Raw genomic sequence first — 16,314 nt, 5'->3', positions numbered from 1 at the left:
ATAAATAATATTTCTTTTTTTCCTAAAAATCAAAAATTAAAACTTTAAGAAAATTACAGTTTAAGAACTAAAAATTATTCAAACTGTAAATAAGGGCAGTAATAAAGTGAAGAAATAATAAACCAAAGGAGCAGTAAATACATAACTATCGGTGCGGTCTAAAATACCTCCATGTCCAGGAATTAATTGCCCAGAATCCTTGACTCCAGCATCTCGTTTCATCATCGATTCGGTCAGATCTCCGAGTAAGCTAGTAATACCAATTAATATACCCAGCATCACGCCACTAATCTGCCAGGCAGGAAAATGGAAATACCACGCTCCTAATTCAGCGACAATTAAGCTGCCCAGGATGCCAAATACTGCTCCCTCAACCGTCTTTTTCGGACTAATATCCGATAATCTAGTCCGACCAAAATTTTTGCCCATAGTATATGCGCCAATGTCTGCCGCCCAGATGCAAGCCATGACTAAAAAAGTTAGAGTTAGGGCAGTGGGAAATTGACTGGGGTTAAGCCAAGAGTCTGGCCAGTAACCATTTAAAGGTAAATTACTGGCATTATTACTATTAGGCAGATTAACTCGCAAACGAACCCAAAAAGTTGGCAGATAGCCTGTATAGAATAGTCCTAAAATGGAACTAGCAATGTCGGCAATAGTCGCAATTTTTGGTTGGAATAACAGATAAAAACAAATAATTGTTCCCCCCAGACAGAAGATGGCATCCGTAACGTTGGGAGCGACGGTAGCGCTGAGTAATAGGAGTACAGAGACAATTAAAGTCGTTTTGCCTGCGGGTTCAACCCCTTTGGCGCGGACTAAGCGAAAATATTCTCGCTGGGCTAAGACAATCAAAATACCGATACCCAGAGTAAAGTACCATCCTCCAAGAATAATCATGCCCAAGGCTAGGGCGATCGCAACTACTGAACTAACTATACGAGACAAGGGCATAATGCGTTGCTGCTACAAACGCTAAATTTAGAATGGAGAATTAAGTTTAACGAAACCTTTATGAAAGATTAACAAATTACTGGATTAAGTCCTAGCAATTATTTGTTAAGAAAATAACGATCATCGTAACCTACAATTTTTCCCCGCTGAGAATAAACATCGGATTTACCGCTGCAAAAGTTTGATGAATGCCTCTAGTTTCTAAACGGTTAACTGCTGATTGAACTACTTCTATATTTCTTGCCTGAAGTTCAGATAAACCTTCGGAGATAATATATAAGTTCTCTAAGTTACTAACAGTAGCAACAATCCGTCCTTCTGGCTGAAGATATTTCCAGGTTTGTTTTAAAATATCTTTAATTGGCTTACCACCTTCGAGACAAACTAAATTTGGTTGAGGTTTAATTGCAGCCAAACATTCTGGCGCACTGCCTTGAATCACCTCGACGTTATTGACCCCAAAGCGATCGCAATTACGCTTAATTAGTTTTGCCACTTCTTCATCTCGTTCAATCGCTACAATCTTGCCTTCAGGACAAAGTAAACCGATTTCGACAGGGATCGTCCCTGTCCCCGCGCCAATGTCCCAGAATACTGAATCTGGCTTCATTCTTAGGGAGGAGAGAATTAGGACTCGCACCTCTCTTTTGCTGAGGGGAATTCCTGGTAGACGTTCAAACAGTTGATCGGGAATTCCTGGAGTTTTATAAGGCCAGAGCATAGTTGATTATAATTACTGAAATTTAAATTTGGCTAAATTTTAAAAGCAGATTGATTATCTTATTTAAGCGTCTCAATGGTCTGGAGACTCGGATCTTTACACCCTGTAATAGTTGCCCCCGCAGCTATCAGCTGCTTTAAATACTTAATTACTCCTGGAGTAATTATTTCCCCTGGCATTAAGAGAGGAATTCCTGGAGGATAGGGGCAAATTAGCTCACCACAAAAGCGATCGCTTGCTTGGTCAATTGATACAGTTTCAGTTGACATAAAGTACGCTTGTCGAGGAGAAATTTTGGCAATATAGGGTAGGGGAAGTAGGGGCGAACGGCCGTTCGCCCGTACGGGAGTAGGGGATGAGCTGAGAGTTTTACAAGCTTGAATCAAGGTTTGAATATCTTCTGAAGTGTTGCCCAAAGAAATAATAAAAGTCAAATGTTGTAATAGAGGCAATTCGCAGGTAACGCCTAGGTCTTGGTGTAATATTTCGTCTGCTTCAAAGCCTGTTATGCCTAGTTGCGAGACATTAATTGTGAGTCGCGTAGGATCGAAATCTTTACAGCCTGGTTGTATTTGAGGATTTAAGACAGATAAGTGGGGAATTTGGGCTATTTTATGACTGGCTTCGTTGGCAAGAGCGATCGCCTGGCTCATTAATTCCTTTCCTGCGGTTGCCATCTGTTGTCTAGCAGCATCTAAAGACGCCAGCAGCAGGTAACTAGGACTAGTAGATTGCACTAGCTGTAAAGCTTGACTAATTCTCTGGCTACAGACGCGATTTCCCTGGAGATGCAGCATCGATGATTGAGTCATGGCACTTAAGGTTTTATGGGTAGACTGCACCGTCAAATCTGCCCCAACACTCATCGCCGAGGGAGGTAAATCATCATGAAAGGCAAAGTGTGCGCCGTGTGCTTCATCGACCAACAAAGGGATCTGATAACTATGAGTCAGCTCGGCGATCGCCTTTAAATCACCACACACCCCCTGATAATTCGGATGCAACATCATCACTGCCTTAGTCTCGGGATGCTGCTCTAATGCCTGTTTAACCGCTGCTGGAGTGACGTTATAGGCTAATCCCTCTTGAGGATCGTATTCAGGATTGATAAAAATGGGGATTGCTCCAGAAAGAATTAAGCCAGCGATCGCCGATTGATGAATGTTTCTTGGCAAAATGATCTTCTCTCCCATGCCACAGGTAGCTAGAATTGCTGCGATAATTCCCGAAGTTGAACCATTGATTAAAAACCAGGTTTTAGTCGCGCCAAAAGTTTGAGCTGCTAATGCTTGAGCTTCCGCGATCGCGCCTTCTGGAGCAAATAAGTTATCTAATTCTGGCAACTCTGGTAAATCGGCTTGAAAAACTTGCTTCCCGATTAAGTCGCTTATATTTTGGCTAACTCCCTTGCCCTGTTTATGTCCTGGGGCATAAAAAGCAGCCTGTTTTCTGCGTGCTGACTGGCTTAATGCATCTAACAAAGGTGTTTCGAGAAAATCTTCGGTCATTCTACTTTTAGCCCAAGTACTTTATTTAGTTATAAATATCTAATTGAATTTTAATTAAAACACTCTATAAACTAGGTTTAATCCTAACTTCATACAGACTATTTTTTAGATAAAGTTTAGGTAAAAAAAGATAATTACGGTCGATTTGTCAGTAATTACTCTGATATTGTTTAAAAGTCACAAATAAACAACTCTGGTTGCTCTAAGTGTATTTATTAAAAAATTATTATAATTTGGCAGATTCAAAAAAAAAGATTTTAATTATTGATGATGATCTGACTTTACATCATTTAATTGGTCGTTTTCTTAACTACAATGGTTACACCACAGAAGCTGTTACAGACTGTGCTACAGCTAGAAAAATAATTCCTAAATTTCAACCCAACTTAATTATTTCTGATATCAATTTACCAGATGATACGGGACTTAATCTGTGTGAAGAAATGCGCCAGACTGGTGTGATGATTATCATGCTCAGTTCGATGACTGATAATAACTATATTTTAGAAGCTTTTTCTAGGGGAGCAGATGATTATATTACTAAACCTTTTGACCTCCAAATTCTCCAAGCAAGAATTTCAGCCTTATTAAGAAGAGGCAACAATAACCTGGTATCTTTCACCAATAAAAAATCCATCTCATTAGATAATTTAAAAATTGACTTTTATCGCCGACAAGTTCTACTAAACGATCGCCTTGTTTCTCTAACGGCGCTAGAATTTGATCTGTTGTATTTCCTAGCTAATAATCCTAATCGAGTCTGGGATCGCGCAGAATTAATTTCCGCTATTTGGCAAAATGAAAATTATGCAGGAGACGATCGCAAAGTAGATATTCACATTGGGCGAATACGTAAAAAGATTGGCGACGGGAACGGAGACTATATTAAAACTGTCTGGGGACGAGGCTATATGTTTGAGTTATCTAGTTCCAATGCAGTAAAATTGGCAAACTGAACCTAAAAGCTAATATAAGCCGTCATGTTAAGAGCAGGAATCGTCGGATTACCCAACGTGGGTAAATCTACAATGTTTAATGCCTTGGTAGCCAATGCTAAGGCTGATGCTGCCAATTTTCCTTTTTGCACCATTGAACCCAATGTGGGGGTGGTATCTGTCCCTGACCATCGACTAGAGGTACTGTCTAAACTCTCTAGCTCACAAAAATTAGTCCCCACCAGAATTGAGTTTGTGGATATTGCTGGATTGGTCAAAGGAGCTAGTAAAGGAGAGGGATTAGGTAATCAGTTTCTCGCTAATATTCGGGAAGTAGATGCGATCGTTCACATGGTACGCTGCTTTGAGGATGACGATATTATTCACGTTGCTGGCTCGGTAGATCCTGTCAGAGATATTGAAATCATTAATTTGGAGCTGATTCTGGCGGATCTGGCGCAGGTAGAAAAACGCATTGCCAGACAGCGTAAAAGCGCCAAAAATGATCCCCAGGCTCAAGCAGAAGTTGCCCTGCTAGAGAAAATTAGTGAAGTTCTCAATGATGGTCGATCTGTCCGCAGCATGGATTTAACGGAAGATGATCTACTGATGATTAAATCATTAGGATTATTAAGCAACAAGCCAATTATTTATGCCACTAATGTCTCTGAAGATGATTTGGCGACAGGCAATGAATGGGTAGAATCAGTTCGCGAATTTGTTAAGGATGAAGCAGCTAAGGTAGTAGTGGTTTCGGCTCAGGTAGAGTCTGAATTAGTCGAGCTTTCGCCAGAGGAAACCGCAGACTTTCTCGAAGCCTTGGGAGTAGAGGAAGGGGGTTTAAAATCTCTAATTCGCGCTACCTACGATCTTTTAGGTTTGCGTACCTATCTAACTACAGGAGAGCAAGAAACCCGCGCCTGGACAATTACCGCAGGTATGAAAGCACCCCAAGCAGCAGCCGTAATTCATACCGATTTTGAAAAGAAATTCATTAAGGCAGAAACCATTAGCTACGATGATTTAATTACTACAGGTTCTAAAAATGCAGCCAGAGAAAAAGGCTTGTTGCGTTTAGAGGGTAAAGATTATGTTGTCCAAGAGGGAGACGTGATTGAATTCCGCGTTGGGGGTTAAAATTTGACTAATTTACGTGAGTTCGGGTTACGACAATTTAACGGTTAGGTTAGCTATAAGCTCTAAGCCATAAGCTGCAATCTCTTGGAGTTTATTTTTCCTTTGAACCTTTTGATATCAATACCACAGTAATATTTTTGAATAGCGGAGGCGATGGAAGTATATCACTGAAAAGGAATTTCAATACGAATGTATGTTCCTTTACCTGGTTCGCCGTTAATGAGCAATTGACCTCCATGCTGTTCGACGATCGCTTTGGTTAAAGTTAGTCCTACGCCAATATTATTATCTAATAAAGTGTTTGAAGAACTAAAAACTTTTTCAACTAGAGGCTGTTCAATACCTTTACCGTCGTCAGCTATTTCAATTAGAAATGCCGTACCATCGTCGCTAAGGTTAGTACGCATACCAATGCTACCACCTCGTTCAGGTAAGGCGGATAGAGCATTACGAAGGAGTTCGCTCAAAACCTCGCGTAATTTAAGGCGATCGATGACAGCATAGCTTACCTCTGGAGACAGATTTAAATCGAGGCTAATTGCTCTTTCAATTAACTCTGACTGAAACCGCATTATTACTTCGTAAAGTAGTGAGCGAATGTCAGTACGGGCAAGATTTAAATCTAAGGGAAAGCCAAATTCGGTAATGCGTCTTACTGCTTGCAAAAGTAAATCGAGTCGATTGATTAATTCTTGCTTGTGTTTTCTTAAAGAAACTCCATCATCGTAGTTTAGCTGTAAAACTTGCGATCGCAACTGGAATAATAATCGATGTAGTGTTAGCCGCGACGGTATGTTTTGCCAAGCCGAATTATCTACTCCCCTACCATTATTATGGGTATTATCTGGTAAATTGGTTAAACCTGCCAAGCGATCGCGATCGCTAATAGTTTCTGCCATGTGATTGAAAGCTTGATTAATTGCCCCGATTTCATCACTTCTTTCTTGATTGAGACGGTGTTTCCAGTTTCCTTTAGCGACATCGTTCAATGCTTGCTCTACTTCTCTTAAAGGTGCAAATAAATCTGAAGCCAAATAGGCTGCTAAAAGCAACATCAAAGAAATACTACCAAAAGCGACGATCGCTAGTACCAGTTGAGCGGTTTGTCGGGTATTTTGAGTTTGACTTTGAATAATTTGGCGATTTTGGCGATCGCTGGTGATTGCCTGTTGAGTTAATTCTTGAAATCTGACAAAATCTACCCCTTCCAATTGCTCTTCTAATAATCTTAAAGCGCGATCGCGTCGATTTTGGTCAATAAGATCTAAAGTTATGCGAGCATCCTTAATTAGAGTTTCGTAGGCATTACGAACTTGTTGGACTTGTTGTTGTTCGGCTTCGGTGTCAGCCAAGGCTGTCCAGCTTTTAAAGTCTGCATCGGCTGGCTTAAGAAAATCTTCAAACTCCTGTCGGGCATCTGGATCATTACCAACAATCGCATCTGGCAATTCTTTGATAGCGCGAAAGGTAGCAGACTGAACCCCGAGAAGCAGCAAACTACGCTGATAATGCGCTCGAAGCCTCTGTTCGCTATCTTGCCATTTAGCGATCGCCCAAAGTGTTACACCAGCCGTTGCCAAGGTTAATAGTGCCAAAGCACTAAATGTAGTTAAGAGTTTTTTGCGTAAGTTCATAAGCCTATAATTGCAAGCCGATCCAGTTCCAGTAAGTGTAATAAAACAAAATAATTAATCCCAGATGAACCAACAGTAGTACTGAACTCAGACGCAATAGATCCGATGGTTTGTAGGTTTCTTCTTCTAGTTCCTGAAACATCAACAAGGCTTTGGAACTCACTGGAAAAGTAAGACAATAATCCATCCCCACTGTGCTGATAAATAAAACGGCGACTGGATTTAATTGCAAACTATTCCCTAGATATAACAATGCTGGTACTAACGCTACTGCCCTCGCCGAATGAGAAGTCATGTAAATATGCGAAGTAAGCGAGATTAAAGACAATACCAGCAAAATTAATAAGCGAGAATCAGCCCCAACAATACCACTGGCTACAAACAGGCGATCGATAATCCATTGGGCTGCATCTGACTCGATTAACGCCTCTCCCAAAACTAAAGCAGCACCAACAAAAATAATCAGATTCCACGAAACTGCTTTCAATCCATCTTTCCAAGCGATCGCACCGATGCCTGGGGCAGTTAACACTAGCGCACCGATAACGGTGACGGTGGCAATCTCCAAGCCGTGCCAGCTTTCCGTAAGCCATAGTACCACCATGACCATAACTACAACTAAGGTTGTTTTTTCAGCACGAGAAAAGGATTTTTGCTTTTGTTTGGTTATTTCTAGTGGGCGTTGGCGACGTTTTTTATCCAAAAACAGGTGCATTACCACCCAGCAAGAAAGATAGCTGGCAATTACTCCAAAAGGAAATCCATAAACTACCCATTGAGTGTAGGAAAGGTTGACATCAGCAATTTCATCAAGCAGATCGATCGCGATTAAATGGGAACTAGCAGCAATTAAAGTAGAAATTGTCGATACTAAAATGACGGTAGGCATCAACAAAGCTAAAGCACGGGTAATTTTGCGATCGCCCGTGGCATTGACTATACTACGAAAAACTGGAATAACGACAGCTGCCCTGCCAGAAGTAGATGGTATGACAAAAGCTAAGGGAATTAGGATAGTTGTCATTAACCAAAAAACCTTTCCAACAGTATGCGCTTTGGAAACAACAACTTGAGTCAAGCGGGCAGCCAAACCAGTTTGCTGTACTGCCCCACCCAAGATAAAAGCACCAATCATCAGCCAAATGACATCTGATTCTAGTGCTTCAAAGAGTTTTTCTTGGTCGCTACCGCCAGAGAGAATTAGTAAAATAACTGCTGCCAAAGCAACATAAGCTGCATTCAACGATGTCGTAGACCAAAGAATTATCGCTATTGCAAAAGCAAATAACGACAAACGCCCTTCAGTTGGCAATGAAGTTGGTAATAAAACAATAATTCCAGCCAGAAGCGATAGCGTTATCGGCAATACAGCATCCACAACCCAGCGAAACTTTCGTTTTGGTGGTCTTGTAGTAATTGCTTGTGGTTTTTCAAAGCGTGACCAAATGTTAGTCTCGCTCAATCTCGCCTTGTTATCTGCTTCTTTGCTGGTAGAAGCTTTACTCATTAGCTATTCTCGGTTTGAATCGGCGCGTATTCGATATTTCCTTCGTTGTAACCGAGATCGTATAACTCAGCCCCTTCTACCGTCTCTTCTGGTGGACGCTTGGATTTTCCCGCCCAAGCATCAGATTTGCCTAAATTAAAATAATCTTCTGCCGTTAAAAAATAATTTAAATTGTCGTTGTTTATACTTTCCATTTTTTTAATCCTCTTATTACTTATTGCTTATTAGTTTTGACTTTTGAATTCGACTTGTTGCCCAACTAACATTAAACGGGCCATAGATTCTGCTGAATTGGTCAATAGGGTTGCTGCATCGGCGATCGCTTCACTTAGTTGACAAGGGCGATCGACAATGCTGGTAAAGTAATCGATTCCATGTTGCCAATTGACCTCTGCACCCTTACCCAGACTTCCTGCTAAAGCAATTACAGGCAAGTCATATATTTTTGCTCTAGAAGCAACCTCGGCAGGAATTTTGCCATGGGGGGTTTGATAATCCAAACAGCCTTCAGCAGTAATGACTAAATCGGACTCTGGCAACAAGCGATCGAGATCGAGATACTTCATGACAATTTCGTAGCGCGGATATAATTTAGCGCCAATTAAAGTGTACAAACCTGTACCCAGACCACCAGAAGCACCACTCCCAGGCATTTCCCTAACATCTATACCTAAATCGCGTTTGATTATTTCGGCATAATGGTCTAAAGCCAAAGCTAATTGTTCGACGGTTTCTTTTGAAGCCCCTTTTTGAGGGCCAAAAACTCTAGCGACACCTTTTTCTCCACATAGGACGTTATGCCAGTTACAAGCTACATCAATCTGTACTCGTTCCAGGCGCGGATCTCGTTCAGAGAAATCGATGCGATCGAGATTTATTAATTCTCCACCGCCCAAATTTAATTGTTTGCCAGTGCGATCGAGTAATTTAACCCCCAAAGCTTGCGCCATTCCAGCACCGCCATCGTTAGTACCAGAATCGCCACAGCCAAGTAAAATGCGTTCCGCCCCAGCATCTAAAGCTGCTTTAATTAATTCGCCAACACCGTAAGTCGTCGTTGTCAGTGGATTGCGCCTATCTGAGGGAACGAGACGTAGCCCTGCTGCTGCTGCCATTTCCAAGACAGCTGTTTTATCATCTGTTCCACCCAATAAACCAAAGTGTGAGTCGATTGGTTGACCGACTGGCCCTGTTACTTTAAGAGAATGTAAAGTACCGTTAGTAGCTGCGATTAAAGCTTTAGTAAAGCCTTCACCACCATCTACCAAAGGGGCTTTACGGATGCAAGCATCTGGTAAAACTTTGAGGATGCCTGTAGCGATACAATTCGCTACTTCTTCGGCACCAAGACTTTCTTTAAATCCAGAAGGAGCGATCAGAATGTTTAATGCCAAATTTACCTCCCATAATTTATTTGTTAATGGATGAATAATGTTAAAAAATTGAGATGAAAGTATTAAGAACGGATTAAGTACAATCCTAATTGCCAGAAATAGAGCGACCATCCATCGCGGGTTGTAGATGCTATAGAAAAAAGGCAATAAACTATCTTTAGTCTTATAGATGAGAGATCGCTTCTCTTTAGAACGTGAATCGAGTTCTAATATTTCCCACCCAAATTGGTTCTCCGTTTTCGTGGTTAGGACTAGTAATTACAAAGACACCAGGGGTAATTGCTATATTGTCGTTGACAGAGATTTTATAAATAGCCTCAAAATGCAATGAAGTGGAATTATCGATAAAATTGCTATTATCATGGTCGGTGACGATGGGAGGAATACCTACAATCAAGCCCCCTAAATTACCTTCGATAAATAAATCGGGAAAAGCGAAGGTTAATGCGCCATTGAGAATCGTTGCTTCACTGTTTTCACCTCGTTCTTGAGCAGCATTGGTATAGCCAAACCAGCCCCCAAACTCAAACTTGGAACTAGTTTGCCAATTAAACTGCAAGCCAAAATTATTACTTGAGGTCGCATTGTCGCCAAAAGGATTATTGGCGTTAGCACTACCTGTAGAAGCCATCACATCCACATCATCAGTTCGTTCGTAAATACGAGTATAGGTAAGAGCAAAATCTAAATTATCGTTTGGTTCGAGTAACAATTGAGAGATCGCGCTATAAGAACCACTAAATATACCTCTTCCTGGACTTGGATCGGCAGAATCACCTTCTGAGGCTAGATAGCCAACATTAACAGCTAAATTATCGTTAAATTCGTGTTGAATGGCCAATCCCGCACCTTCAGGGCCTCGTAATGTCGCTGGATCTCTCAATCCAAAACGAGAAATAGCCCTCTGACTGCTATCTTCTAATGGGTTCAAAACTTCCCCTATATCATCGGTTTCAATCCCTACAGGGCCAACGGTAATTTCGGTGTCTTCTCCCCAAGGAAATCGATAAAATACTTGAAGTTCTACTCCATCATCGGTATTGCCATCAGTTTCTAAGCGAGTCATATCTGTCCCTGTAACTTCGCCTAAATCAGGGATGTCTTTACTTTCAAACCGAGTTCGCAAGAGATCTTCGCCACTAAAACTAGTCTCGAAATTGAGACGGGCGCGATAGCCAAGATAAGTTTGGCTTCTATCTTCACCTTCATCTAAATCGCTGAAAGTATCTCCCAGTTGCCCTAAAACTTCACCTCTAAATTTAGTAGTGGTCGAAAACTGAGTTTCTTCTAACTTAGCCGTACGATTTTCTAAACTATTAACGCGACTTTGTAGTTTGGCTAGTTCGCCAGCAAAATCTGTTTGCAACCGTCTCAGGATGGTTAAATCTTCTCTATAAATATTGGTTGAGCGCTCGATATTATTTAGACAAGAATTTAAAGCAGCAGCAAATTCATCTCGCGTCAGTAAGTTTTTACCTCGATAATTGCCGTTTGTATCTCCTTCAATACAGCCATAGCGTTCTACTAAAGACTGTAAAGCTTGAAATGCCCAATCGTTCTTTTTTACGTCAGATAACTGAGACACTGACGTAACTTGTTGTAAATTATGATCCTCTCGATTAATCGCAGGTGTGACTTCGGCGGAAGATGCTTCCAAACTCCCAAAAAAATGCAAAAATAAGAACGTAATCTTAAAAATACCCAGTTTATTTTTAATAATTAATTGGCCAATTTGATTCATTCCTCAAGTTGCTTTTCTCAAAGCGTTAAACATTAAAGTTTCAGCTATAACAATATTGATCCGAAGTCACCAAAAATCAATCTTATCATTACCAGATTACTATTATGTAACTTTATCTATACTAGTTACCGATTACAGAATTGATTAGGAGAAAATAAAAAATACAGTTTTTGTCACTTTAGAACACAGAAATTTACCTAAAAATAAAGAATTTATTGCGAAAGAAAAGAAATTTTTAATCTCGTTCTAACCTACAGGGGATCAAGATAGAGGATTTTCTTTGATGAATATTATCGCTATTCTCGTTTCCCTGGTAGTAACTACTATTAGTTTGCTAATTATTTCTAAACTCCCACTAGGAATTGAGATTGACAATCTGCAAAAAGGTATAATTGCAGCCCTAGTTTTTGGCATTCTTAATGCAGTTCTACATCCTATTCTCACAGCCTTTGGTTTACTTAGCGTGTTGACTTTTGGCTTGGCTTCTCTAGTAGCAAATATAATTATCTTTGGACTAGCGGCATTATTAGTTGAAGGTTTTAGATTGCGTTCTAAAATCTGGAGTCCGATTATTGGGACATTTGCTTTAAGTGTCATCAACTCAATCATTTTTAAAATTCTTGAGAATGTGGGAGTTATCGCACCAACACCTTAGAAGTCAAATGACCGTTAGTTATTATTTATTTTGAAGGGCGTATAATCGCTATATATTAGGTCAGGTAAGTAATAGTGCCTTTAATGATATGCAATCTTATTCTCTCATTGCGCCAGCGAAGATTAATCTGTACCTAGAAATAATTGGCGATCGCCCTGACGGTTTTCATGAGTTAGTCATGATTATGCAAAGTGTTAGCTTGGCAGATCGCATCGATCTTCAACCTAGTGATACCGAAAATATTAAAATCTACTGCGATCATCCTCAAGTTCCTACGGACAAGACAAACCTGGCATATCGTGCTGCTCAGTTGATGTGTGATACCTTTTCTCAGATGTATGCTAACTATGGTGGTGTCAGTATCAGAATTGAGAAAAATATTCCTGTAGCTGCGGGGTTGGCTGGCGGTTCGGGGAATGCAGCTGCGGTACTGGTAGGAATTAATCTACTGTGGAAATTAGGGTTAACTCAACCAGAATTACAGGATTTGGCTGCGGAGTTGGGTTCTGATATTCCTTTTTGTGTCTCTGGTGGGACAGCGATCGCTACAGGTAGAGGGGAGCAACTTGACGATCTCCCGCCTTTAAAGAATATGTGGGTGGTTTTGGCTAAATATGACAATCTTAGCGTCTCAACTCCTTGGGCATACAAAACTTATCGGCAACAATATAGCGATACTTATGTGTCCGATACAGCAGGAGTTAAATCTCGTACCGCCAAAGTAAGTTCTGGCTCTTTAGTTAAGGCAATATCCCATCACGAACATTCAGAAATTGGCAAATTAATCCATAATGATTTAGAAAAGATAGTTTTACCTGCCTATCCTCAAGTAGCAGAACTAAAGGCTGCTTTTGCTGCTCAAGATGTCTTAGGGACAATGATGTCGGGATCTGGCCCAACTGTGTTTGCTTTGTGTGCATCAGAAGCTCAGGCGATCGCGGTTCAACAAGCGGTGAGAACTCAAATAGCCGATCCGCAATTGCAATTCTGGGTCACCAAACTGAATACTCAAGGAATTCAAATTAAGGCATAGCAATTTAAAAAATCAAAGTGAATCTAATTTCGTGTAGGATACAGTCTGATTTATCTTAGGTTTTCCGAAACGCTCCCAGGCATTACCACCACGTAAAAACAGTTCTATCCAAGTTACTTTTTGACCGTCTTTCTTTTGCCAGCCAGAACTACCAGGAGCAAAAGCTAAAGTTCCCTCTGGTACTCGAAAGCTACCATCAGAATAAACAGCATCGCTGACTACATCACCCACGCGAACTGTAACCTTACTCGATAGAGGTAGATTGACACTGCTTGCTGGTATGGTGGTTTTAATATTGCCATAACCATCAGTCCAAGCTACGCGATCTGTAGGCAAGTCGGGAATTTGCGAAGGTAAGATTTCATCTCCCAACAAACTATAGTCCTTACCTGCGATCGCTGCTGCTGCTTGAGGAAAAACATCGCGAGAGCGGAACTGAGAACCACCTCTAGATACTTCAATCGTTTTGATCTCTAAGGCTTCTGACTTGATAAATGAGAGAGTATAGCCAGCCAAAACACCAACTATCTCAACCCCATTATGAAGTTTAACGTAAGTCAATCCCTCTCCTTCATTGTTAGGTCGAGCTTCGGAGTTATCTTGTCGAGGAGCGCAGTTATGAAAGATTAAACGTTCGGGCGCACCTGGGTTTAAACCGAGTTGAGCAATCCAAAATCCCGTTGCCAAGGTACTAAAAGGAGGAACGCTTAAACAATAGATTTGAGCAGACGGCAGCAAATGATTTAGACGTTGGCTAACTTCAGCGAATGCAGGGTCTCCAATACCGTAATCGGCAATGAGATTGATAAACATCTATGATTTAGTGAGATAGCGATGGTTTTCTTTTTAATAGTATTCTTTTTCAGAAAATTCAACCAATTAATTGACCCACGCTGAATACGATAAGGATAAATAGAAAAATGACAGATTGTACATTTTCTTAACTTGTCACCAATTGCTATTAGCTCTTAGCTAGGACAAAGCCTTTTACTGCTTTTTGTTTCGCGTTTGCTTCAACAACAGAGAATTAGTCACGACAATTAAAGAGCTGGATGCCATTGCTGCTGCCCATACGGGTGATAAAAGCACGCCGTATTTAGGTAATAAAACCCCTGCTGCCAGTGGAATCGTCAAGACATTGTAGGCTAAAGCCCAAGCTAAGTTTTGCTTGATTTTCTGCACCGTGGCGCGACTTATCTCAATCGATTTAATTACGTCTTGCAGTCGATTTTGCATCAGGACAATATCCGCCGTAGCGATCGCCACATCTGTTCCACCCTGAAGAGATATGCCTACATCTGCCTGTGCTAAGGCTGGAGCATCATTAATGCCATCCCCAACCATGGCTACTATTCGATCTTGCTGAAGAGACTGAATTACCCGCGCTTTATCTTCTGGTTTGACTTCGGAGAAAACTTGGGTAATCTGGAGTTTTTGGGCGATCGCATTTTTGAGAGAATAGTACGCAGTTGGTGCGATGCCTTTGCACCATGAAACTATTACTCAGGTGGTAGTGAGCTGATACGCGTCTCTTTGTCGTTGGCATCAATATTTAGAAATGTGTTAGTACCAAGAGCATAAGCATATAAGCTAGCAGGCATAAACTCAAACCGAACATCCTGGTATAAAAAATCATGATCGCTGATAGTCTTACTAGTTATCAAAATCGGTTGAGAGACTGCTGGATTCTTTTTCACAAATTCTATGCAGTTGTCCAGTTCAGAGGGTGAACTATGGGGGCGATCGCTCCACTTAACTTCAACAATCCAAGAAGGCACTTGATGGGCAGCATCTAAATGAACAATGTCAATCTCGCCTGTTTTCCAGCGTGCGTAGTAAAGCTCAATCATTTTACTGTGTTGCCATTGACTAAAGATAGCGGTTTCAGTCATTGCTCCCATCGCCTTGGAGTTTGTTTCAAGCTGTCCAAATAGCGCAGCTCGCATTGATGGGTTAGTCAAATAAACTTTAAAGCATACAGCTCTCTTAAACCTCTTGATATTTTGATCAATTCTCTCTACACGGCGCATCAAGAATGCTGCCTCAAGATACTCAAGGTAACGTTTGATCGTATTTTTAGCCACACCAGAGGATTTGGATAATCCTTCTAAACTTACTTCGTTGCCCGAATTATACGCTAGGGTTGTGAAAAGTCTATTCAGTTCTTGAATATCACTAATCCCATAAAGGCTTGGCAAATCTCTTAGTAAAACTTTATCAATGATGTCGCTTTTAATATATTGGCTAGGATTCTGTCGAATTGTCTCAGAAAAAACAGCTTCTGGATATCCACCAAAGTTTAAGTAATTAATAAACTCCTCATTTAATTGATCGATATTTGGAGATACAAACTCATGCTTTTCAGATAGATAGCCAAAATCCTCAGCGTCATTAATAGTTGTCTCTATTAATTTATCTTCTTTGCCGATAAACATTAAATACTCAGCAAAGGTTAGGGGTGGCAAGACATAATCGCTGAATCGACCAGCACCGGACTCAGTGCTTTTTAGTCTTAACGCCGCAGCCGCAGAACCAGTGGCAACAAATCGATAACTGGGAAATGAGTCAACCAGAGATTTCAGATGAATTTCCCACTCGCGCAAATATTGGATTTCATCAAAAAAGACAAATAGCTTTGAGTTGCGATTGTGATTGAATAATTTTTGAAAGTAACTAAGTATTCGCTCTAATGACAGCCCAGTGTAAATTGGAGTTTCAAGAGAGAGATATAAAATATTTTCTGCGCTAATACCGGAATCCAGAAGTAGACGGATGGTGTGATAAACCATTACAGTTTTGCCAACCCGTCTAGGACCCATTAAAACGATCGCCCGACGCACACTTGTCTCCAAAATGTTTTGAGAGAAAGTCTCAAAGTATTTGCGTCGTGGTACATCTTCGTAGATTATTTTTTCTTTACTGCCTGTTTCCCACCAAGGATTATCAAATTGAAGGCGGGAGATGATGTCTTCCTTGGCGATTTCAAGCATAGAGCTAAGATTAAATGTCTAACCTTAGTATACTCAAAAACCAGATTAAGATTAATCGACTAATCTTAATCTGGTTTTTTTAGAAGCGAAAACTTGTTTAATCTT

General features: G+C 40.7%; 15 protein-coding genes. 4 read left to right on the top strand and 11 right to left on the bottom strand.

Annotated elements, in window-relative coordinates; all coding sequences use genetic code 11:
• Positions 1-78 precede the first annotated feature (78 nt).
• The 3 genes from KME09_17565 to KME09_17555 all read right to left on the bottom strand — a co-directional run bounded on the left by KME09_17565 (position 79) and on the right by KME09_17555 (position 3,183).
• Positions 79-954 carry a phosphatidate cytidylyltransferase gene (locus KME09_17565; protein ID MBW4535749.1) on the bottom strand — a complete coding sequence of 292 codons (876 nt, stop codon included), beginning with the start codon at positions 952-954 and terminating at the stop codon, positions 79-81.
• 130 nt (positions 955-1,084) lie between these two features.
• Positions 1,085-1,675 carry a precorrin-6Y C5,15-methyltransferase subunit CbiT gene (gene cbiT / locus KME09_17560; GenBank protein ID MBW4535748.1) on the bottom strand — a complete coding sequence of 197 codons (591 nt, stop codon included), beginning with the start codon at positions 1,673-1,675 and terminating at the stop codon, positions 1,085-1,087.
• 59 nt (positions 1,676-1,734) lie between these two features.
• Complete coding sequence (locus KME09_17555; protein MBW4535747.1) at positions 1,735-3,183, bottom strand: aminotransferase class I/II-fold pyridoxal phosphate-dependent enzyme; 1,449 nt, start codon at positions 3,181-3,183, stop codon at positions 1,735-1,737.
• Positions 3,184-3,389: 206 nt separating this feature from the next.
• Between KME09_17555 and KME09_17550 the strand changes: the two genes are divergently transcribed.
• Both KME09_17550 and ychF read left to right on the top strand, forming a co-directional pair.
• Positions 3,390-4,139, top strand: a complete 750-nt coding sequence (locus tag KME09_17550; protein ID MBW4535746.1) for a response regulator transcription factor — start codon at positions 3,390-3,392, stop codon at positions 4,137-4,139.
• A gap of 24 nt (positions 4,140-4,163) precedes the next feature.
• Positions 4,164-5,255, top strand: coding sequence for a redox-regulated ATPase YchF (ychF, locus tag KME09_17545; GenBank protein MBW4535745.1), 1,092 nt, complete (start codon positions 4,164-4,166; stop codon positions 5,253-5,255).
• Positions 5,256-5,419: 164 nt separating this feature from the next.
• Here ychF and KME09_17540 read toward each other — a convergent pair whose 3' ends face one another.
• The 5 genes from KME09_17540 to KME09_17520 form a co-directional block, all read right to left on the bottom strand.
• Complete coding sequence (locus KME09_17540) at positions 5,420-6,889, bottom strand: sensor histidine kinase (GenBank protein ID MBW4535744.1); 1,470 nt, start codon at positions 6,887-6,889, stop codon at positions 5,420-5,422.
• 4 nt (positions 6,890-6,893) lie between these two features.
• A complete protein-coding gene (locus KME09_17535; GenBank protein ID MBW4535743.1) occupies positions 6,894-8,396 on the bottom strand; it encodes an anion permease in 1,503 nt (500 codons plus the stop codon).
• Positions 8,396-8,590, bottom strand: coding sequence for a hypothetical protein (locus KME09_17530; GenBank protein ID MBW4535742.1), 195 nt, complete (start codon positions 8,588-8,590; stop codon positions 8,396-8,398). Before KME09_17530 ends, KME09_17535 begins: the two co-directional genes overlap by 1 nt.
• Before the next feature lie 30 nt (positions 8,591-8,620).
• The gene (locus KME09_17525) at positions 8,621-9,790 is read right to left on the bottom strand and encodes a glycerate kinase (GenBank protein ID MBW4535741.1); all 1,170 of its coding nucleotides are present in this window, start codon (positions 9,788-9,790) and stop codon (positions 8,621-8,623) included.
• Positions 9,791-9,977: 187 nt separating this feature from the next.
• On the bottom strand, positions 9,978-11,531 hold the full coding sequence (locus KME09_17520) for an iron uptake porin (protein ID MBW4535740.1): 1,554 nt from the start codon (positions 11,529-11,531) through the stop codon (positions 9,978-9,980).
• 283 nt (positions 11,532-11,814) lie between these two features.
• Here KME09_17520 and KME09_17515 point away from each other — a divergent pair, with 283 nt between their 5' ends.
• Positions 11,815-12,186, top strand: a complete 372-nt coding sequence (locus KME09_17515) for a phage holin family protein (GenBank protein MBW4535739.1) — start codon at positions 11,815-11,817, stop codon at positions 12,184-12,186.
• A gap of 88 nt (positions 12,187-12,274) precedes the next feature.
• Positions 12,275-13,219, top strand: a complete 945-nt coding sequence (locus KME09_17510; protein MBW4535738.1) for a 4-(cytidine 5'-diphospho)-2-C-methyl-D-erythritol kinase — start codon at positions 12,275-12,277, stop codon at positions 13,217-13,219.
• Between the two features lie 12 nt (positions 13,220-13,231).
• On the opposite strand, the gene KME09_17505 is transcribed toward KME09_17510, so the two are convergent.
• The 3 genes from KME09_17505 to KME09_17495 form a co-directional block, all read right to left on the bottom strand.
• Complete coding sequence (locus KME09_17505; protein MBW4535737.1) at positions 13,232-14,032, bottom strand: SAM-dependent chlorinase/fluorinase; 801 nt, start codon at positions 14,030-14,032, stop codon at positions 13,232-13,234.
• A gap of 174 nt (positions 14,033-14,206) precedes the next feature.
• Complete coding sequence (locus KME09_17500; protein ID MBW4535736.1) at positions 14,207-14,719, bottom strand: HAD-IC family P-type ATPase; 513 nt, start codon at positions 14,717-14,719, stop codon at positions 14,207-14,209.
• Positions 14,719-16,209, bottom strand: coding sequence for an ATP-binding protein (locus KME09_17495; protein ID MBW4535735.1), 1,491 nt, complete (start codon positions 16,207-16,209; stop codon positions 14,719-14,721). The genes KME09_17500 and KME09_17495 overlap by 1 nt, the downstream gene beginning before the upstream one ends.
• Positions 16,210-16,314: the final 105 nt, after the last annotated feature.

This window comes from Pleurocapsa minor HA4230-MV1 (genome assembly GCA_019359095.1).
GTDB lineage: Bacteria > Cyanobacteriota > Cyanobacteriia > Cyanobacteriales > Xenococcaceae > Waterburya > Waterburya minor.
The sequence above is the reverse complement of the archived record's forward strand: the minus strand, read 5'-3'. Positions and strand labels throughout refer to the sequence as shown.